Origin of the sequence: Streptomyces sp. NPDC018833 (assembly GCF_044390825.1) — a bacterium.
Taxonomy (GTDB): domain Bacteria; phylum Actinomycetota; class Actinomycetes; order Streptomycetales; family Streptomycetaceae; genus Streptomyces.
Genome location: NZ_JBIRZM010000001.1, coordinates 47,641 through 67,348, shown reverse-complemented (window position 1 = coordinate 67,348; position 19,708 = coordinate 47,641). Strand labels below are relative to the sequence as shown.

Below are 19,708 nucleotides of genomic sequence, written 5' to 3'. Positions count from 1 at the left end.
TTTCGTGGTTGTTACACCCCAGGTCGGTTCACACCCTGGCGTAGGCCGGCTCGGACTCCGTCTCGGTTGCCGCGGTGCGGGCGGGGACGACGACGGGCCGGCGAAGGTATACCGCCCAGGTCACGACGAGGCACACCGCGTAGAAGGCGAGGAAGCCGACGAAGGCGCCGGTGCCGGTGCCCGCCGTCTGGAATGACTGACGGAAGGCGAGGTTGATGGCGAGGCCGCCGAGCGCGCCCACAGCCCCGATGAGCCCCATGGAGGCGCCGGACAGCCGGCGCCCGTAGGCGGCCGCTGCCTCGCCGGTCATGCCCATGGCCAGCGCCTTGTTCTGGAAGATGCCGGGGATCATCTTGTAGGTCGAGCCGTTGCCGAGGCCGCTCAGGACGAACAGGGAGATGAAGCCGACGAGGAAGACTCCCAGGGACTCCTGGACGGACGCGGCGACCACGACACCGGTCGCGGCGGCCATGCCGGCGAAGTTCCACAGGGTGATGCGGGCACCGCCGAAGCGGTCGGCGAGCGCTCCGCCGACGGGCCGGATGAGCGAGCCGAGCAGCGGGCCGATGAAGGTGAGCGACGCGGCCTGCAGCGGGGTCCGGCCGAACTGGGTCTGGAGTACGAGACCGAAGGCGAAGCTGTAGCCGATGAACGAGCCGAAGGTGCCGATGTACAGGAAGGCCATGATCCAGGTGTGCGGGGCCTTGGCGGCGTCCTTCGCGGCCCCGGTGTCGTTCTTGACCGGTGCCAGGTTGTCCATCCACAGGGCCGCACACACGGCGGCGACCACGATGAACGGCACGTAGATGCCGAGCACGAGGCGGGGGTGCGCCGCGCCCGCGGTGCCGATGATCAGCAGGGAGACGAGCTGGATGACGGGGACACCGATGTTGCCGCCGCCCGCGTTCAGGCCCAGCGCCCACCCCTTCTTCCGCAGCGGGAAGAAGGCGTTGATGTTGGTCATCGACGAGGCGAAGTTGCCGCCGCCGACGCCGGTGAGGGCGGCGACCGCGAGGAACGTGCCGTACGAGGTGCCGGGCTCCATCACCACGTAGGCCGCGCCCGTCGGCAGGAGCAGCAGCAGTGCGCTGAAGATCGTCCAGTTGCGTCCGCCGAACCGCGCGACGGCGAAGGTGTAGGGCACCCGGATCACGGCCCCGACGACCGTCGCGGTGGCGATCAGGAAGAACTTCCCGGCCGGGTCGACGCCGTATTCCGGTCCCATGAACAGGACCATCACGGACCACAGGCTCCAAATGGAGAACCCGATGTGTTCACTGAGTACGGAGAAGAGGAGATTGCGCCGAGCGATCCGTTCCCCCTTCGTCTGCCAGAAGGTCTCGTCCTCGGGGTCCCACTGTTCGATCCACCGGCCTGCCATCGCGTGCCTCCACCTGGGTCTGGTCCTGGACAAGACGTTATGGACGGCGCGTTTCAGGCCGGTGCCGCGAGGTGACCGGTGCGAAACCTTGCTCTCACGTCCGCCGGCACGGCTCGGTGAGGCCGCGGCCGTGGCCGTAGGGCTGCGGTGGACACCACACCGCCGGACGGCGGGCTCAGGAGCCGGTGGATGCGGCACACCGGACGGGGGGCTCAGGAGGCCACACCCATCAAGGACGCGTCCCGCTCGGGCAGCCAGGCGGCGGGGTCCCGCTCCAGCCAGCCCCCCTGCGCGGCGAGCTCGGCCGCGGCCCGGCGCAGCGCGTCCAGACCGGGGTGGTGCAGCCCCTTGCGCCACACCAGGGAGAGCGGCGACAGCGGTACGGGATCGGCGAGCGGCCGCGGTACGGTGCCGGGCAGCGCGGCGAAGTCGACGACGACGAGCACCGGGTTGCCGAACTTCTCCATCACCCGCCGGAACTCCTCCTCGCCCACAGCCAGCGGCGCGGGCGGCGCGACGGTGATGCCCCGCCCGGCGAACAGCCGGCGCGCCAGGTCGGTCCACTCCGGTGTCCGGGGGTTGCCGTCACCGGCGTACACGCTCTCGCCGGCCAGCGCGCTCAGCGGGACGCGCTCCAGCGCCGTGAGCGGATGGTGCTCGGGCAGCAGGACCGCCATCGGCTCCAGCCGTACGGGCTGCTGGGCCAGCTGCGCCCGCACGGAGGGCTCGAGTCCGGCGTAGCGCCCGAAGGACACGTCGAGCCGGCCGGCCACGATCTCCGCCGCGGCGTGGGTGAGTCCGCTCTCGTAGCGGGCCATCAGCTCGCAGTCCGGGGCGAGTTCGCGGGCGCGGGCGAGGACGCGTGCGGAGGTCATGGTGGCACCCGGGCTGTTGAGATCGACCAGCAGCGGGCGGGCGGCCCCGGTGGCGGCGGCGAGCAGCTCGTCGTGGGCGGCGAGCACCCGCCGGGCGTACGGCAGCAGCCGCTCGCCGTCCATGGTGAGCGTCACCTGGCGGGTGGTCCGTACGAAGAGCTCGGTGCCCAGTTCCCGTTCGAGTCGCCGGACGTCACGGCTGAGCGCCTGCTGGGCGATGTAGAGCCGGGCGGCGGCGCGGGTGAAGTGGAGTTCTTGGGCGACGGCGGCGAAGGCGCGCAGCAGCCGGGGTTCCAGGTCTCGGGACACGCTGCATTGAACAACACTTTCCACAACACAGGTGCGTGAATAGCCGTCGAACAGGTGTTGGACGGGTCACGGCACCGGCCGTGAGGGTGGAGGCATGCCGCAGCCCTCCCGGCCGTACCAGGCCGTTCGCCTTTCCCTGCCCGCTTCCCCGCCCGCGATCACGCCCGGGGCGCCCGCCTTCGTGCCACGGTTCGACGACGTTCCCGGACGCGTCCGGCGACGCAGACCGCCGGGGCCCTACCGGCGGCTGTTCGCCACCCCGGGCACCCGCGCCTTCACGACCGGAACCCTGATCGCCCGGCTGCCCATGGGCATGTTCAGCATCAGCGCCGTCATCATGATCGCCGGCTCGCGCGGGTCGTACGCCCTCGCCGGCGCCGTCACCGCGACCGGGCTCGCCGCCACCGCGCTGGTCGCGCCGTGGACGGCGCGGCTCGTCGACCGGTACGGACAGGCCCGTGTCGCCGTGCCCGCCACCGCGCTCGCCGTACTCGGCTCGCTCGCCCTGCTGCTGTGCGTACGCCTCGACGCCCCCGACTGGACGCTTTTCGCCGCCTACGCGGCGACCGCCACCACCCCCAACACCGGGGGCATGTCCCGGGCCCGGTGGGCCCACCTGCACCGGGGCGACGCGGCCGCCCTGCACACGGCGAACTCCTTCGAGCAGGCGGCCGACGAGCTCTGCTTCATGCTCGGCCCCGTCCTCGCGGCGTTCCTGTGCGCGGCGCTGTTCCCGGAGGCGGGCACGCTGATCGGCGCGATCCTGCTGCTCGGCGGCGTCCTCGTCTTCGCCGCCCAGCGTTCCACCGAGCCGCCCGCCGCCCCGCGCGCCTCCGCGAGCTCGCCGCTGCGCGCCCCCGGCATGCCCGCCCTCCTCGTCGTCTTCCTGGTCACGGGAGCGGTCTTCGGCGCCATGGAGGTCGTCACGCTCGCCTTCGTCGACGGTCCGGCCGCCGGGGCGGTGCTCGCCCTCCAGGCCGGCGGCTCGTGCGCCGCCGGCCTGGTGTACGGCCGGGTCGGGCGGAGCGCCGGGCTGGTGACCACGCTCTCCGCGATGACCGTCCTGATGTGTCTCCCACTGCTGGCCGCGGGCACCGGCTCCGTCCTCGCCGTGGCGGGCGCCCTGCTGCTCGCCGGCATGGCGACGGCGCCGACGATGGTGACGGGGATGACCACGGTCCAGCGTCTGACCCCGCCGGGCCAGAGCAACGAGGGCATGACCCTGGCCGTCACCGCGCTGCTCGGGGGCATCGCGGCCGGCTCGGCGAGCGGCGGCTGGGTGGTGGAGAACATGAGCCCGGCGACCGGGTACGCCGTCCCGGTGTGCGCGGCGGCGACGGCACTGGCGGTGGCGGGCATGACGAAGGCCCGGCAACCGTAGCTGCCGGGCCTTGTCCACATGGGATGCGGGGATCCGGAGGCGTAACACCTCCGGGATCTCCATCGGTGGAGATGGCGGGAATCGAACCCGCGTCCAACGGTGCAGAACCAGGGCTTCTCCGAGTGCAGTTCGCTGCGTTTTTCTCGGCCCCGGAGATCACGCGAACAAGTCTCCGACGGGCTCAGTCACTGTTTGATTTCCCTCCGTACCCCGTGACCGGGTTCGGAGGTTTAGTTCCCTAGTCGATGCCAGGATCCGGGTCGGGAACAGCCCCGGGCTGACACTCCGCAGAGTCTTCGCTAGCTGCTAATTAGGCAGCGAGGGCGAAGGCGGAGGAATCGCGCTTGGAAGTGGCGATTATTGTTTGCGACATATGGTTTACGAGATCATTGCCGCTTCCTCGACTCGCTTCCCCTGCTTCGACATCCGCTGTCGAAACCGATCATCCCCATGTTGATTTATCAAGGTGGTGCACACCCCGTCTCCGGGGTGCGGGTGCCATCGTACGTGAACAGCGCACGAGCGTGCCAGCCTATTCCCGCCGGTCACCGATAGCCGGTCGCCGGTCGGGTGCGGCGGGTCAGGCCCGCTGGCGCCGCTTCGCCGCCGACACCGCCCGCTCCGCCTCGCGCCGGTCCTGCTTCTCCCGCAGCGTCTGCCGCTTGTCGTACTCCTTCTTGCCCTTCGCCAGCGCGATCTCGACCTTGGCCCGGCCGTCCTTGAAGTACAGGACGAGGGGCACGATCGTGTGACCGGTCTCCTGGGACTTCGACTCCAGCTTGTCGATCTCCGCCCGGTGCATCAGCAGCTTGCGCTTGCGGCGCGCGCTGTGGTTGGTCCAGGTGCCCTGGCTGTACTCCGGGACGTGCACATTGTGCAGCCAGGCCTCGTGCCCGTCGATCTGGACGAAGCCGTCCACCAGCGAGGCCCGCCCCTGACGGAGCGACTTCACCTCGGTCCCCATCAGCACGAGACCGCACTCGTAGGTGTCGAGGATGTGGTAGTCGTGCCGCGCCTTCTTGTTCTGCGCGATCAGCTTGCGCCCTTTTTCCTTTGCCATAGTGCAGTCATTTTCGCACTACGAGGCCCCCCTGAGGCCACTCAATACCGACTTCGCACGCTGCTCGGCCCCTTCGCCGGCCGTGAGGTCGGGGGTGATGCCCCGGCCGTCGACGCTGTGACCCGCCGGAGTGCGGTAGTGGCCCACCGTGAGCTCGGCCACCGAGCCGTCGGGAAGCCGGCTCGGCATCTGCACCGACCCCTTGCCGAAGGTGCGCGAGCCGACGGTGATCGCCCTGCCGCGGTCCTTCAGCGCGCCCGTGACCAGCTCCGCGGCACTCATCGTGCCAGCGTCGACCAGCGCGACGAGGGGCCGGTCGGTGTCGCCGCCGCCCTCCGCGTAGAGCGCCTGCTGCTCGCCGCGCACGTCGTACGTGGCGACCAGGCCGCCGTCGAGGAAGGCGGACGCGGCCGTGACGGCCTCGGAGACCAGGCCGCCCGCGTTGCCCCGCAGGTCCAGGAGGACGCCCGCACCCTCGGGGGCCCGGCGCACCGCGTCCCGCACCCGTGCGCCCGAGCCCTTGGTGAACGAGGCCACCCTGATCACGACGGTGTCCTCGCCGAGGTGCCGGACGGTGACGGTCTCGGTGGTCAGCAGGGTGCGGGTCAGGGTCTCGGACCAGCGCCGGCCGTCCCGCTCCAGTCCGAGGACGACGTCCGTGCCGTCCGCCCCGCGCAGCAGTGCCACGACGTCGGTGACCGGACGCCGGGCGACCTCCTGCCCGTCCACGGTCCGCAGCCGGTCGCCGGGCCGGATTCCGGCCCGGTCCGCGGGGCCGCCCTTCTGGACCTCGGCGACCTCCGTGCGGCCGCCGCTGCGCCGGGTCCGCAGGCCCACGCCGGTGTACTCGCCGTCGAGGGCGTTCTCGAACTCCTCGTACTCCTCGCTGTCGTACACCGCGCTCCAGCGGTCGCCGCTGCGGCTGACGAACTGCTCCGCCGCCTCGGTACCCGACTTGCCGTCCGCTATTGCCTCGGCGGCGGCCCGGGCGACCGCGTCGCGGTCCACGGTCGCGGCCGCCGCACGGACGGAGAGTCTGCGCGATGTCTCGTGCTCCTCGCTCGGCAGACCGCCGGTGGCGGCGGCGGTGGCGAGGACGGCTCCGAAGACCAAGGTCAGGGCTGCCCCGCGGCGGATGCCGTGGGGCCGGGGACTGAACTCGGGGTCCGACATGGCGTCGAGTCTAGGACAAGCGAAAGGCGCCGTACGGCTGTTGACCGTACGGCGCCCAGGGCGCTTGTCACACCTTGAGATACTTGCGCAATGCGATGAAAGCCGCCACGGCGGGCATCAGCAGACCGATCACCAGGATCAGGGGCAGCATGGCGAACACCGAGTCCCAGCCGATGAAGTTGACCAACTGCATCTTGTCGGCGAGCGCCAGACCGTTGTCGATCAGGAAGTACCGGCCGACGAGCAGCATCACGCAGGCGACGGCACCGCCCAGCGCACCGGCGACCGCGGCCTCCATGATGAACGGCGTCTGGATGTAGAAGCTGGAGGCTCCCACCAGGCGCATGATGCCGGTTTCACGCCGACGGCTGAACGCGGAGACACGCACGGTGTTGACGATCAGCATCATCGCGATCACCAGCATGAGGCCCATCACGCACAGCGCGGCGATGCGCATGCCGTTCATCAGGTCGAAGAGGTTCTGCAGGATGTTGCGCTGGTCCTGGACGGACTGCACACCGTCCCGCCCCGCGAAGGCGGTCGCGACCACCTTGTACTTCTCGGGGTCGTGCAGCTTGACCCGGAACGATTCCTGCATCTGGTCCGGCGTGATGGTGGAGGCGATGGGGGTGTCGCCGTACTGCTCCTTGTAGTGCTTGTACGCCTGCTCCGCCGTCTCATGGTCGACGGTGTCGACGACGTTCATCTTCTTCAGATCGGACTGGATCTGTTCCTTCTGCGCACTGGTGACGGCGCCCTTGGCGCACTGCGGCGAGGTGGCCGCGTCGTTCTTGTTGCACAGGAAGATGGAGACGTTGACCTTGTCGTACCAGAAGTCCTTCATGGTGTTGACCTGTTCGCGCATGAGCAGCGCGCCGCCGAACAGGGCGAGGGACAGGGCGACGGAGACGATCACGGCGAACGTCATCGTGAGGTTGCGACGGAGACCGACACCGATCTCCGACATGACGAACTGGGCGCGCATGGCGTGCTTTCAGCCTTTCAGTCTGTCCGGGCTCAGTGCTGGTAGCCGTAGACGCCGCGTGCCTGGTCGCGTACGAGACGGCCCTTCTCGAGCTCGATGACGCGCTTGCGCATCTGGTCGACGATGTTCTGGTCGTGAGTCGCCATCACCACGGTCGTACCGGTGCGGTTGATCCGGTCGAGCAGCTTCATGATGCCGACCGACGTCTGCGGGTCGAGGTTTCCGGTCGGTTCGTCGGCGATCAGCAGCATCGGTCGGTTGACGAAGGCACGGGCGATCGCCACGCGCTGCTGCTCACCGCCGGAGAGCTCACCGGGCATCCGGTCCTCCTTGCCGCCGAGTCCGACGAGGTCGAGGACCTGGGGCACGGCCTTGCGGATCTCACCGCGCGGCTTTCCGATGACCTCCTGGGCGAACGCCACGTTCTCCGCGACGGTCTTGTTGGGCAGGAGGCGGAAGTCCTGGAAGACGGTGCCCAGCTGGCGCCGCATGTGCGGCACTTTCCAGTTGGACAGGCGGGCCAGGTCCTTGCCGAGGACATGGACCATGCCCTGGCTGGCGCGCTCCTCTCGAAGGAGGAGCCGCAGGAACGTGGACTTGCCGGAACCGGACGACCCCACGAGGAAGACGAACTCGCCCTTCTCGATTTCGAGGGAGACGTCGCGCAGGGCAGGTCGGTTCTGCTTGGGGTAGCTCTTGGAGACGTTGTCGAATCGGATCACGGGTGCACCACGGTCGGCCGGGAGTAGGTGAGCGCGACCTTACGCGAACCGGCCCGCGCCGCGCAGTCACCGCCCGGACATGTCTGTTATGTCCGGTTACGGATCGGGGGTAATCCGGCGGGGCGCGCCGAAAAGCGCGCGAGCTGGCACAGTGGTAGGGGAACAGTGGCGTTTCCCAGTGCGTTGTCGGGAGAGAAATGTGCTGAACGGTCCGCGCCTGCGGCTCCGGTGCGCGGGAGGAGGAAAGCGCATGACCTACGACCGATTGGTGTGCGCCAACTGCGCGGCACCCGTCGCAGAGGGCCGTTGCCCGGTCTGCCGGGCCAATCGCGAGCGCCTCCAGCAGGAGGGCCCCTTCGGTGGCGTGAGCCCCGTGATGCTGCTGGCGCTGCTGGTGGCTCTGATAACGACGGTGGCGATGCTGGCGGCCTACAGGACCGCGTAGCTCCTCTCCGAGGACACAGGAGGGCCCGGGTGCTCGGCACCCGGGCCCTCCTGCGCGCTATACGCTCGTTACGTTACGTGTCGCTCAGACAGCAGCGCGTCCGCCACCGACGAGGCGCGGCAGCATACGGAAGCCGATGCCACCGGCGATCATCGTCGCGGCACCCAGCAGCAGGAACGTGGTCTCGGCGGCGCCGGTCTCGGCCAGCTCCTCCTTGGCCTTGCCCTGCTCGACCGGCTGCGAGCCGGCGCTGTCGGTGTCGGTGCCGCCGGTCACCGGGGCGTCGCCGTCGATCACGCCGCCGTTCGGGTCGGTGTCGTTGCCACCGGTGCCGCCGCCGTTGTCACCGCCGCCGTTGCCGCCGCCGCCGTTGCCACCGGTGTTGCCGCCGGTGCCGTTGCCACCGGTGTTGCCGCCGCCGTTGTCTCCACCACCGGTGTTGCCGCCACCGGTCGTGCCGCCGGTCGTGTCACCGCCGGTGGTCCCACCCGTGGTGGTGTCACCGCCGGTCGTACCGCCGGTCGTACCGCCGGTGGTACCGCCGGTGGTACCGCCGGTCGTACCGCCGGTCGTACCGCCAGTCGTACCGCCAGTCGCACCGCCGGTGGTACCGCCAGTCGCACCGCCGGTCGTACCACCCGTGGTGGTGTCACCGCCAGTCGTACCGCCGGTCGTACCGCCAGTCGCACCGCCGGTCGTACCACCCGTGGTGGTGTCACCGCCAGTCGTACCGCCGGTCGTACCACCCGTGGTGGTGTCACCGCCGGTCGTACCGCCGCTCTCGCAGATCAACGGGTTGAGCTCACAGTCGTCGTTGATGCCGGCCTGGACCTCGACACCGCCGACCTCGACCGAGGCGCCGAGGTCGAAGGCCTGTGCCGCACCCGCGGCGGTCAGCGACGCACCGGCGGCGATCACCGCGCCCGCGGCTATGCGCGCGACACGAACCCGCGTCTTGTTCGTCATATGTTTGCTACCCCCAGTAGCTCATCGTCATCAGGACAGCGTCCGTGGCAGCCGGACCAGGGGTTCGTACCGCTCCCCCGTTCACACGCGCCTCGGGAACACGCATGCCGCGCGCCAGCTTTCCCAGTTTTCGCAACACCGTCAAGGTCGTTGCGGGCGCGATGCCCGAAATGCTGTCAGTTGACTGACGTGCGGGGATGCAACTGTGACATAAAAGGGAACTGCCGCCTCGGGGGCGGCAGTTCCCTTGTCGACAAAGCGCTGTTCTACTTCTCCCGCTGCTTGCGCCAGCGAATTCCGGCTTCCAGGAAGCCGTCGATCTCGCCGTCGAGCACCGACTGCGGGTTGCCCACCTCGAACTCGGTGCGCAGGTCCTTGACCATCTGGTACGGGTGCAGGACGTAGGAACGCATCTGGTTTCCCCAGGAGCTGCCGCCGTCGCCCTTGAGGGCGTCCATCTTGGCGCGCTCCTCCTGGCGTTGACGCTCCAGCAGCTTCGCCTGAAGGACGTTCATCGCGCTCGCCTTGTTCTGGATCTGGGAGCGCTCGTTCTGGCAGGAGACCACGATGCCGGTCGGGAGGTGCGTGATGCGCACCGCGGAGTCCGTCGTGTTGACGCCCTGGCCGCCGGGGCCGGACGCGCGGTAGACGTCGATGCGCAGCTCGGACTCGTCGACCTCGACGTGGTCGGACTGTTCGACGACCGGGAGGATCTCGACGCCCGCGAAGGACGTCTGGCGCCGACCCTGGTTGTCGAAGGGCGAGATGCGCACCAGACGGTGCGTGCCTTGCTCGACGGAGAGGGTGCCGTAGGCGTACGGAGCCTTGACGACGAACGTGGTCGACTTGATGCCGGCCTCTTCCGCGTACGACGTCTCGTAGATCTCGGTGCCGTAGCCGTGCCGCTCGGCCCAGCGCAGATACATCCGCTGCAGCTGTTCGGCGAAGTCGGCGGCGTCGACGCCGCCGGCCTCGGCGCGGATGTTGACCAGCGCCTCGCGCTCGTCGTACTCGCCGGACAGGAGGGTGCGGACCTCCATCTCGTCCAGCGCCTTCCGCACGGACTCCAGCTCCACCTCGGCCTCGGCGCGGGTGTCCGGGTCGTCCTCGGCCTCGGCGAGCTCGAAGAGCACTTCGAGGTCGTCTATACGGCTGCGGAGCGCCTCGGTCTTGCGGACCTCCGCCTGGAGGTGCGAGAGCTTGCTGGTGATCTTCTGCGCCGCCTCGGGGTCGTCCCAGAGGGACGGTGCCGCCGCCTGCTCCTCGAGCACGGCGATATCTGCCCTCATCCTGTCGAGGTCCAGAACGGCCTCGATCGACCCCATGGTCGAGGAAAGGGACTTCAGCTCTTCGGATACATCGACGACTGCCACGGGTCCAGCGTAACGGCTGAGCGGCCGAACCCGTGCTGGCCCCGGTTCCGCCCCCTCCCCCAGGGCCCGCGGGCCCTGGGAAACGGGACGGATCTCAGGGCTCCGAGGGGGCGGACTGCCGGCTGTCGCGCGGCAACGGCTCGTTCTCGTCGCCGTCGGTGGCCAGCCAGCCGCCGACGCCCACGGCCGCCGCCACGACGACGGCGGCCACGCCGAGCGTGATACGGCGCTTGCGCACCGAGGCCGACCTGTTGCGGGCGGAGCCGGGACGGCGCTGGCCAGGGGCGCGCGGCGCACGCGCGGTGCCGTGGGCGCCTCCCGCGAGCTCGTCCGGGGCGGGGACCCGCATCGAGGTGTGGGTGTCGCGGTTGGAGTCGGCCGGGGTGGAGCCCGGGACGAGCGGGACAGCGCCGCGGCGGCGGGGCTCGCCCCGGACAGCCGGCGCGACGTCCTCGTACGGCTCCGGCGCGGGCTCCGCGTCGGGCTCGTCGACGTCCAGCGGCGGCATGCCCGCAAGCGTCGGCAGCAGGTCGTGCAGCCGGTGCGCCAGCTCCGAGGCGCGCAGCCGGGAGGCGGGCGCCTTGGCCAGGCACTGGACGATCAGCTGCCACAGCTCGTCGGGGATGCCCGGCAGCGGGACCACGGTCTCGGTGACATGACGGCGCAGGACCGCTCCCGGGTGGCCGCCGCCGAAGGGCGTGAACCCGGCCAGGAGCTCGTACAGGACGGTGGCCAGCGCGTAGATGTCGACCGCCGCGCGCGGCGGCAGGCCCTCGACGATCTCGGGCGCGATGTAGTCGGGGGTGCCGATGATCCCCGAGGGGTTGGGGGCGTTGCCGCCCGTGGGGCGCAGGGCCTTGGTGCGGCGCGGGGTGTCGATCAGCTTGGCGACGCCGAAGTCGGTCAGCAGCGCCGGGTGCGAGCCGGCGGGACCGAGCGGACCCTCCATGTCGAGCAGGATGTTCTCCGGCTTGACGTCCCGGTGCACGACCCCGGCCGCGTGGGCGGCGGCCAGGCCGTCGGCGACGTCCGCGGTGATCGCGACCGCGGCCTCGGGTGCGAGCCGGCGCTCGCGGTCCAGCCGGGTGCGCAGGTCGGTCCCGCGGACGAGGTCCATGACCAGCGCGAGGTCGTTGCCGTCGACGACGAGGTCGCGGACGCCGACGATCCTTGGGTGGTCGAGCCCGAGCAGGGCCGTGCGCTCCTGGACGAAGCGGCCGACCAGCTCCTGGTCACAGGCCAGGTCCTCGCGCAACAGCTTGACGGCGACGGGCCCTTCGGGTCCTTCGCCGAGCCACACCGTGCCGGCGCTTCCCCGCCCCAGGATCTGATGGGCCGTGTACCGGCTGCCGATATTCCGTGCCAAGACTGCTCCCTCAGCGGCTGGCGTTGCCCCTTAACGTACGCGGGAGTCGGGGGCCTGTGTGCCCTGGATGACACCAACTTCCACTTCTGAGGAACAAATCAGCCCGCAGAAGTCGACAAAACGACAGGGTTGCCGCTGTTACTGCTGGTTCGGGATCTGGTCGGCTGTGTCCTTCGCCTCGCCGATGGTCGAGATCCAGTCGGTGACGGTCGAGATGCCGTCGCCGAGCGCGTCCCAGTAGCTCTTGCCCTCCGCGATCCAGTCCTGGAGCGGAGTGAGCTCCCAGATCAGCCAGCCGCCGATGAAGAACAGCACGACCATGACCAGGCAGCCCTTGAGGCAGCCGAGCCCGGGGATGCGGACCGGGTTGGCACTGCGCCGGCGCGGCTCGCGCGGCGGACGCGGGATCGGCTGCTGGGGCGGCGGCGCGTACGGCTGGGGCTGGGGCGCGTACGGCTGGGGCTGGGGGCGCTGTGGCTGCTGGGCGTACGGCTGGGGCTGCGGAGGCCGCTGCTGGCGCTGGGGCGCCTGGCGCTGGGGGCGGCGGCGCAGGGGGTCCTGGTTCGGGTCCAGGTACTGCACCTGGGTCTGCTCGTTGCGGTCGCGGGCGGCCCGCAGCTGCGACTGCCACGGGTGCGGCTCCTCGGGCCGCGGCGTGTCGCCCGGCGGGACAGGAGGCATCACGGAGGTCGGGTCGGCCCCGCCACCGGGCGGGCCCGTCTGCGACATGACGCTCGTCGCGGCGGACGGGTCGTACGACGGGCCGCCCGTGTTCGGCAGGACCTGCGTCGGGTCCGCGGCGCCGGGCGTCTGGGGGACGGGCGCCGGGGCCGGGTCGGGCGCGAGCAGCGCGGCGACGCCGAGGGCGGCGTCGACCTGGGCCGCGTTCGCGTGCACGCCGATGCCGGCGGCGACCGTGCGCAGGCCGCGTGCGAGGTTCTCGGCGCTGGGCCGCTCGCCGGGCTCCTTGCGCAGGCAGCGCTCTATGACCGTCCACAGCGGCTCGGGCACGGTGGTGGGGCGGCGGGGCTCCTCGCTGAGATGCCGGTGGAGCACCTCCAGCGCCGTACCGCCCGCGAACGGGGGACGGCCGGTGACGAGCTCGTACAACAGGATGCCGGCCCCGTAGACGTCGACCGCGGAGGTCTGCGGGCGGCCCTCGGCCGACTCGGGCGCGACGTACGCCGGGGTGCCGACGAACTCGTGCGTGCGGGTCAGGCCGGGGGAATCGGCGAGACGCGCGATGCCGAAGTCCGTCAGCATCGGGTGCATCTGGCCGTCGCCGTCGGTCTTCAGCAGGACGTTCGCCGGCTTGAGGTCGCGGTGGACGACGCCGTCGGCATGGCTGGCCGCGAGGGCGTCGGCGATCTGCGCGGTCATCAAAGAGGCGGCGACCGGGGAGAGCGGGCCGTTGTCGCGCAGGTAGCGGTGGAGATCGGGGCCGTCGACCAGGTCCATGACCAGGGCGAGGAGATCACCCTCGACCACCAGGTCGCGCGTGCGGACGATGTTCGGGTGGGTGAGCCGCAGGAGGACCGAGCGCTCCCTCAGGAAACGCATCACCACGTCCGCGTCGTTCGCGAGCTCCTCCTTGAGGACCTTGATCGCGACGGTCTCGCCGGGCTGTCCCGCGACGGCGGCCTCGGCGCCCGCGGTCTCCCGCTGACGGGCTCGCCAGACGGTGCCCGTGGCGCCGCGCCCGAGCGGCTCCTCGAGCAGGTATTTGCTGCCTACCGGCCGCACGTCATGCGCTCCCTGCTGGTCGGTCCTCTGGAACCCGGGCCTGCCGATGATCCTGCGGGCCGCCGGGGTGTCCGACCCACTGTAATGGTGCCGAACGGATCACCGGCGGCGCTCGTCCCGATGCCTTCCGTTCGAAGACAGACGCGGGCATCGTACGGATGGTTGCCGCCCGGAAGTGCAGCGAACCTCACGATCTCTCGCCCGGCCGTTCCGGATCCTGTCCCAACCAGGCACTTTTGCGCCCAGAGCCGACCATTCAAGATCACTTATGGCCGGGGCCCGGGCGCGTTGTCGGCGACAGGTGCGAGGATGCCCTCAGCACATGGCCGTGGGAGGGAGCCCGTGGCCCGTGCCGACCTGCCGGGCGGGGGGCGATCAGGGCGACTCCCCTGCCGGGTGCCCCGCGCAGAAGGGATTGCTGACGGCGATGCAGATCCGGCTGACTGTGCTTGCGCCGCGCGGGGGATCGTCCGCGACCGCGGGGCGCCCTTGCGATGTGCTGGTCACCGCGCCCGCGGGGACCGCGCTGGCCGCGGTGGCCTCCGGTCTGGCCGCCGCCGTCTCCGGCCCGGAGACCTCGGGCACCGTCGTGCTCTACGCGGGGCAGGAGCGGCTCGATCCGCAGCGGCGCACGCTCGGCGAGCCGCCGCTGGTGGACGGCGCCGTCCTCGCCCTCCAGTCCCCTGTCGACGACGACTCGCACGGTGTCCAGGCGCCGGCCAGGCTCCATGTCGTGGCCGGGCCGGACGCGGGCGGCGTCCATCTGCTGCACGGCGGCCGGATAGGCGTCGGCCGCTCGGCCGACGCCGATGTGCCGCTGGACGACCCGGACGTCTCCCGGCTGCACTGCGCGGTCACCGTGACGGACGACGGCCGCGTGACGGTCGCGGACCTGGGCTCGACGAACGGTACGACGGTCGACGGCGCATCCGTCGACACGCGCCCGGTCCGTCTCCCGGCGGGAGCACTGCTGCGCCTGGGCGAGTCGACGCTGCGCCTGACGGCCGCGCCGCCGCCGGGCCCGCTGCCGACGACGCCGGACGGCGAGGGCCACCTGCGGGTGTCCCGCCCGTCCGACCCCCGCCCTCCGGCGGACGGCCCGTCCGGTACGGGGTCGCCCACCGGCGGGCCCGCATCCGCCGCGGGCGCCCCGCCAGGGGGCGGGGCCAAGGATGTACGCATCGCGGGCGCGCAGGGCGCAGGTCCGCTGGTCCCCGGCGGCGCCGACGGCGCCGACGGCGCCCAGGCTGCGGATGGGCAGGGCGCGGGCGGTCGCAGGCCGCGGTGGGCCGGACAGGCCGACTCCTACGGAGCGACCGGGGCGTACACAGAGGAGGCAGGCCCCCCAGAAGCGACCACTGCCCGCCGGGACACGTGGCCCGAGGCACCGGGCTCGCGAGGGCCTCGCGGCTCCGGTGCGGGCAGCGAGGGGGCCGAGGACGCGCGAGGCGCGGGTTCGCACGGGCCGGGCAGCGCGGACACGACGGGCATGGGCGGCCGCAGGCCCGGGTGGGTCGGCCGGCCGGACTCGTACGGACTCGGCGCAGACGCGGAGCGCGCGGGCGCTCAGGACCCGAGCGGCCACCGGCCCCAGTGGGCCACTGACCCGCACGGCACCGGCGACACCGATGGCTCCGGCACCCGCCGCAGCCGGTCCGGCCCGCACGCACAGGACGAGGGCGGACCGCACTGGCCGGACCCGGCGGACCCGCACGGGCGGCGGGGAGCCGACGACACCGGCAGCCGCGCAAGCGCGTGGCCCGAGGCGACCGACCCTCGACGGTCGAGCGGCGCAGATGCGGGCAGCAGCGCCGGCGGGTGGCCCGAGCCCGCCGGCCCGCACGGGCAGGGCGACGCACACGGTGCAGGCGGCGACGACGCGTGGGGTGGTCCGCACCGGGACAGCAGCGCAGGCAGCCGTTCTCGGGCGGCCGGACCGGGCGAAGGGCCCGGGCAGTTCGGCCAGCGCGGCGGGTCACAGACCTTCCGTGCCGACGGAGGCGGGGCCGAGGCGCGAGGGTCGCAGACTTACCGCGCCGACGCCACGAGCCCACGCGTACCCGCGCAGTACGACCCCATGGGCGGCCACACCCACGCACGGGCGCTCGACGCCTCGGGTGGGGAGCCGGTCCGCAGCCGGGCCCCCGAGGGGGCCACGGCCCGGCGCCGCGGCATCGGGGCCTGGGCCCGTCGACTGACCGGCGGCCGCGACGCGCGCATGGTCGAGCAGTCCCGGCCGGGCGGGGCCGCCGTCGCCGCGGGGCCGCCCGTCGTGGAGGCATGGCCCGACCCCGCGACCGTGCTGCTCACCGCGCTCGGGCCCGGCCCGCGGCTGTGGGAGCGCGGCTCCGAGCACCCCGAGTCCCTCGTCATCCGGCTCGGTACGACGGACCGCGCCGAGCTGCCCGCCGTGCCGGTGACCGTCGCGCTGCGCGAGGCGGGCTCCCTCGGGCTGGCCGGTCCGCGGGCGCGGCTGGCCGGACTCGCGCGCTCCGCCGTCGCCCAGCTCGCCGCGCTGCACTCCCCGTCCGATCTGGAGATCGTGCTGATCAGCACGGACCGATCCCGCAGCCTTCCGGAGCGCCTGGGCGAGTGGGCGTGGCTCGGCTGGCTGCCCCATCTGCGCCCCGCGCACGGCCAGGACTGCCGGCTCCTGCTTGCCTACGACCGCGATCAGGCCACCGCCCGCGCCGCCGAGCTGACGCGCAGGCTGGACGAGGGGCCGCTCGGTCAGGGCTGGCCGAGCGCCGACCACCGGGCCGTCGCGGACGCGGCCGACCGGCACACGGGCCCTCGTACGGTCGTGATCGTCGACGGCGACCCGGGGTCCGCCGCGCTTCGTGAGACCACCGCGCGGCTCGCCGGAGCGGGCCCGGCCGCGGGAATCCATCTGATCTGTCTGGCCGAGACCCCGGCCGCCTCCCCTCTGTCTCCCGTGGCGGCGACCTACGAGTCCGCGTGCGCGGCGTCGCCGGCGTTCCGCGAGTGCGGTGGGGTCGCGATGCTCAGCGGTGACGTGGCGACAGCGCTGCGGCTGATGCGGGTGGCCGGCGGCCGGCCCGTCGGCCATGGCACGGTCGGCGCGGTGGACGCGGTGTCACCGGCGTGGGCCGAGCGTTTCGCGCGCGCACTCGCGCCTCTGCGCTCCGCGGGTGATTCGACGCATCCGGGACGAGTCGCGGCCCTGCCGCAGTCGGCCCGACTGCTGGACGAGTTGGAGCTCGCCCGGGCCACGCCGGCCTCGCTGATGGCGCGTTGGGCGACGGCGGGCGAGGGCACGGTGGTCCTCGGTGCCGGGCCCCGCGGCCCGCTCGTCGTCGATCTCACCGCGGAGGGCCCGCACTTGTTGATCGAGGGCCCGGCGGGCAGTGGCCGCACGGAGCTGCTGCGCGCGGTCGCCGCGTCTCTGGCCGCCGCCGCCCGCCCGGACCGGCTCGGTCTGCTGCTGGTCGACGGTACGGGCGGCGAGCGCGGCGAGGGCCTGGCTGCGTGCACGGAGCTGCCGCATGTCACCGAGCACCTGGTGGCGAGCGATCCGGTCCGGATGAGGGTGTTCGCGCAGGCTCTGGGCGCCGAGCTGAAGCGTCGCACGGAGCTCCTGGACGGGTCGGACTTCGCCGAGTGGCAGGCGCGGCGCGAGGCCGCGGGCCGAATAGTCGGCCAGCGCGTCCCGAGCCCCGCCGAGCAACGCGGCGATCTGGAGTCGCCGCCCTCCGGGACACTTCGGCTGCGCCCCGGCGGGCGTACGCAGAGCGAGGAGCCGGACCCACTGCCCCGGCTCGTGGTGCTGGTGGACGACTTCGACGCGCTGGTGGCCCCCGCGCTCGGCAGCCCCGGCCGGCCGGCGGCCGGTTCGGTCGTACGGGCCCTGGAGGCGGTGGCCAAGGACGGCGAGCGACTCGGAGTGCATCTGGTGGCGACGTCCTCACGGCCGGACCGGACGGCGGACACGCGGCTTGCGGAGGGCGCGCGGCTCCGTGTGGTGCTTCAGGCACCGCCCGTGGCCCCGGGGCCGGACGATCCGGCGCCCGGCCGGGGCAGGCTTGGGCATCCGGACGGCCGGGTGACACCGTTCCAGAGCGGCCGTGTCACAGGTCGCATACCGCGGACGGCGACTCTGCGGCCCACGGTCGTCCCGCTGGAGTGGGAGCGGATGGGCGATCCCCCGACCCGCCGCCCCGTCCGCGAACTGGGCAACGGGCCGACGGATCTGGCCCTGCTCGCGAGCGCGCTACAACGCGCCGCCCAGTCGGTCAACGCAGGCCCGGTCCCGCCCCTCACCCCGGCCCAGAGCTGACCCACGTTCACTTCTCACCGCGGCAAAGACCTGACCCACGTTCACTTCTCTTCCCGGCAAAGACCTGACGGGCGCGCACTCCTCACCCCGGCGCAGGGCCGGCCAGCGCCCGCCGCGCCGCCCGACACCGACCGTGGGCCATACGCCTGACATCGCGTCACAAGGGCATCACGAAAGGTCGATGGTCACCGGGGGCGGTATTGCGACACCCGCAGCTCGGGCGTAGACCTGGCTGTCACGGGACAGCAGCGCACGGGAGAGACGGGGCAGCAATGCGCACAACTCTTCGTACGAGCAGGGCCGCGGTGACGCTCGCCGCCATCGGCGCGCTCACCCTCGCCGGATGCGGCGCCGACAGTGACGCCGGAGAGCCGAAGGGGAAGCAGACCACCGAGGCGCCGACGACCGTCCAACTGCCCAAGCTGGATGGCGAGAGCATCCAGGTCGCGGCCGTCTGGAGCGGCCCGGAGCAGGAGAACTTCACCAAGGTCCTCAACGAGTTCGAGAAGCGCACGGGCGCGAACGTCACTTTCGTGCCCGCCCAGGACCCGATCGTCAACTTCCTCGGAACGAAGATCGCGGGCGGCAGCCCGCCGGACGTGGCGATGCTGCCGCAGGTCGGCGCGATCCAGCAGGCCGTGCAGCGCAAGTGGGCCGAGCCGGTCGGCCCGGAGGCCAAGGAGCAGCTCGCGAAGAACTACTCGAAGGGCTGGCAGGACCTGGGCGCGGTGGACGGCACTCAGTACGGCGTGTACTACAAGGCCGCCAACAAGTCCCTCATCTGGTACAACAACGCGGTCTTCGAGAACGCCGGTGCAAGTGTGCCGAAGACGTGGAAGGATTTCATGGCGACGGCGGAGACGATCTCCGCCTCGGGTGTCACCCCGGTCTCGATCGCGGGCGCGGACGGCTGGACCCTCACCGACTGGTTCGAGAACGTGTATCTCTCGCAGGCCGGGCCGGAGAAGTACGACCAGCTGGCGAAGCACGAGATCAAGTGGACCGACCCTTCGGTCAAGGACGCGCTCACCACGCTCGGCGAGCTGTTCGGCAAGCCGTCGCTGATCGCGGGCGGCGCGGACGGGGCGCTGCAGACGGAGTTCCCGGCCTCCGTCACGCAGACCTTCAGCGGTGGCGACCAGCCCAAGGCGGCGATGGTCTTCGAGGGCGACTTCGTGACGGTCAACATCGCCCAGACGGACGCGAAGATCGGTACCGAGGCGAAGGTCTTCCCGTTCCCCGCGGTCGGCGAGAAGGCGCCCGTGGTGACGGGCGGTGACGCGGCCGTGGCGCTGAAGGACAGCAAGGGCGCGCAGGCGCTGCTGACGTTCCTCGCCTCGCCCGACGCGGCGGCGATCTCGGCGGCGGCGGGCGGCTTCATCTCTCCCAACAAGGCCCTTGATCTGTCCGCGTACCCGAACGATGTACAGCGCGACATCGCCAAGGCGCTGATCGCGGCGGGCGACGACTTCCGTTTCGACATGTCGGACCAGATGCCGCAGTCGTTCGGCGGTACGCCGGGCAAGGGCGAGTGGAAGGCGCTCCAGGACTTCCTGAAGAACCCGAAGGACGTCGCGGGCATCCAGCAGAGGCTGGAGGCCGATGCGGCCAAGGCGTACAAGAGCTGAAGTC

Annotated in this window: 14 protein-coding genes and 1 other RNA gene; 4 read left to right on the top strand and 11 right to left on the bottom strand. The window is 71.8% G+C overall.

Going from position 1 to position 19,708, the window contains the following annotated elements; genetic code table 11:
* Positions 1-28: 28 nt before the first annotated feature.
* Complete coding sequence (locus tag ACH5AF_RS00240; protein WP_398899030.1) at positions 29-1,381, bottom strand: nitrate/nitrite transporter; 1,353 nt, start codon at positions 1,379-1,381, stop codon at positions 29-31.
* Positions 1,382-1,593: 212 nt separating this feature from the next.
* Entirely contained in the window at positions 1,594-2,565 is a 972-nt protein-coding gene (locus ACH5AF_RS00235; RefSeq protein WP_398899029.1) for a LysR family transcriptional regulator, read from the bottom strand.
* Between the two features lie 94 nt (positions 2,566-2,659).
* Here ACH5AF_RS00235 and ACH5AF_RS00230 point away from each other — a divergent pair, with 94 nt between their 5' ends.
* Entirely contained in the window at positions 2,660-3,946 is a 1,287-nt protein-coding gene (locus tag ACH5AF_RS00230; protein ID WP_398899028.1) for an MFS transporter, read from the top strand.
* Between the two features lie 63 nt (positions 3,947-4,009).
* Here ACH5AF_RS00230 and ssrA read toward each other — a convergent pair.
* From ssrA to ftsE, 5 genes are all read right to left on the bottom strand, one after another.
* Positions 4,010-4,396, bottom strand: a transfer-messenger RNA (tmRNA) gene (gene ssrA, locus ACH5AF_RS00225).
* A gap of 130 nt (positions 4,397-4,526) precedes the next feature.
* Positions 4,527-5,006 (bottom strand): SsrA-binding protein SmpB, encoded by a 480-nt coding sequence (gene smpB / locus ACH5AF_RS00220; RefSeq protein ID WP_398899027.1) that lies wholly within the window; start codon positions 5,004-5,006, stop codon positions 4,527-4,529.
* Positions 5,007-5,024: 18 nt separating this feature from the next.
* Positions 5,025-6,179 (bottom strand): S41 family peptidase, encoded by a 1,155-nt coding sequence (locus ACH5AF_RS00215; RefSeq protein ID WP_398899026.1) that lies wholly within the window; start codon positions 6,177-6,179, stop codon positions 5,025-5,027.
* A 67-nt stretch (positions 6,180-6,246) separates the two neighbouring features.
* The gene (gene ftsX / locus ACH5AF_RS00210; protein WP_398899025.1) at positions 6,247-7,164 is read right to left on the bottom strand and encodes a permease-like cell division protein FtsX; all 918 of its coding nucleotides are present in this window, start codon (positions 7,162-7,164) and stop codon (positions 6,247-6,249) included.
* A gap of 32 nt (positions 7,165-7,196) precedes the next feature.
* Positions 7,197-7,886, bottom strand: coding sequence for a cell division ATP-binding protein FtsE (gene ftsE / locus ACH5AF_RS00205; RefSeq protein ID WP_147986701.1), 690 nt, complete (start codon positions 7,884-7,886; stop codon positions 7,197-7,199).
* A gap of 250 nt (positions 7,887-8,136) precedes the next feature.
* Between ftsE and ACH5AF_RS00200 the strand changes: the two genes are divergently transcribed.
* On the top strand, positions 8,137-8,331 hold the full coding sequence (locus ACH5AF_RS00200; protein ID WP_398899024.1) for a hypothetical protein: 195 nt from the start codon (positions 8,137-8,139) through the stop codon (positions 8,329-8,331).
* 84 nt (positions 8,332-8,415) lie between these two features.
* Here the strand turns inward: ACH5AF_RS00200 and ACH5AF_RS00195 are convergent, their stop codons facing one another.
* The 4 genes from ACH5AF_RS00195 to ACH5AF_RS00180 all read right to left on the bottom strand — a co-directional run bounded on the left by ACH5AF_RS00195 (position 8,416) and on the right by ACH5AF_RS00180 (position 13,779).
* A complete protein-coding gene (locus ACH5AF_RS00195; protein WP_398899023.1) occupies positions 8,416-9,297 on the bottom strand; it encodes an LPXTG cell wall anchor domain-containing protein in 882 nt (293 codons plus the stop codon).
* 266 nt (positions 9,298-9,563) lie between these two features.
* A complete protein-coding gene (gene prfB, locus ACH5AF_RS00190) occupies positions 9,564-10,670 on the bottom strand; it encodes a peptide chain release factor 2 (protein ID WP_398899022.1) in 1,107 nt (368 codons plus the stop codon).
* A 94-nt stretch (positions 10,671-10,764) separates the two neighbouring features.
* Positions 10,765-12,036 (bottom strand): serine/threonine-protein kinase, encoded by a 1,272-nt coding sequence (locus ACH5AF_RS00185; protein WP_398899021.1) that lies wholly within the window; start codon positions 12,034-12,036, stop codon positions 10,765-10,767.
* Between the two features lie 138 nt (positions 12,037-12,174).
* Positions 12,175-13,779 carry a serine/threonine-protein kinase gene (locus ACH5AF_RS00180; RefSeq protein WP_398899020.1) on the bottom strand — a complete coding sequence of 535 codons (1,605 nt, stop codon included), beginning with the start codon at positions 13,777-13,779 and terminating at the stop codon, positions 12,175-12,177.
* A gap of 427 nt (positions 13,780-14,206) precedes the next feature.
* On the opposite strand from ACH5AF_RS00180, the gene ACH5AF_RS00175 reads away from it, so the two are divergent.
* Both ACH5AF_RS00175 and ACH5AF_RS00170 read left to right on the top strand, forming a co-directional pair.
* A complete protein-coding gene (locus ACH5AF_RS00175; protein ID WP_398899019.1) occupies positions 14,207-18,076 on the top strand; it encodes an FHA domain-containing protein in 3,870 nt (1,289 codons plus the stop codon).
* A gap of 272 nt (positions 18,077-18,348) precedes the next feature.
* Positions 18,349-19,704 carry an ABC transporter substrate-binding protein gene (locus tag ACH5AF_RS00170; protein WP_398899018.1) on the top strand — a complete coding sequence of 452 codons (1,356 nt, stop codon included), beginning with the start codon at positions 18,349-18,351 and terminating at the stop codon, positions 19,702-19,704.
* Positions 19,705-19,708: the final 4 nt, after the last annotated feature.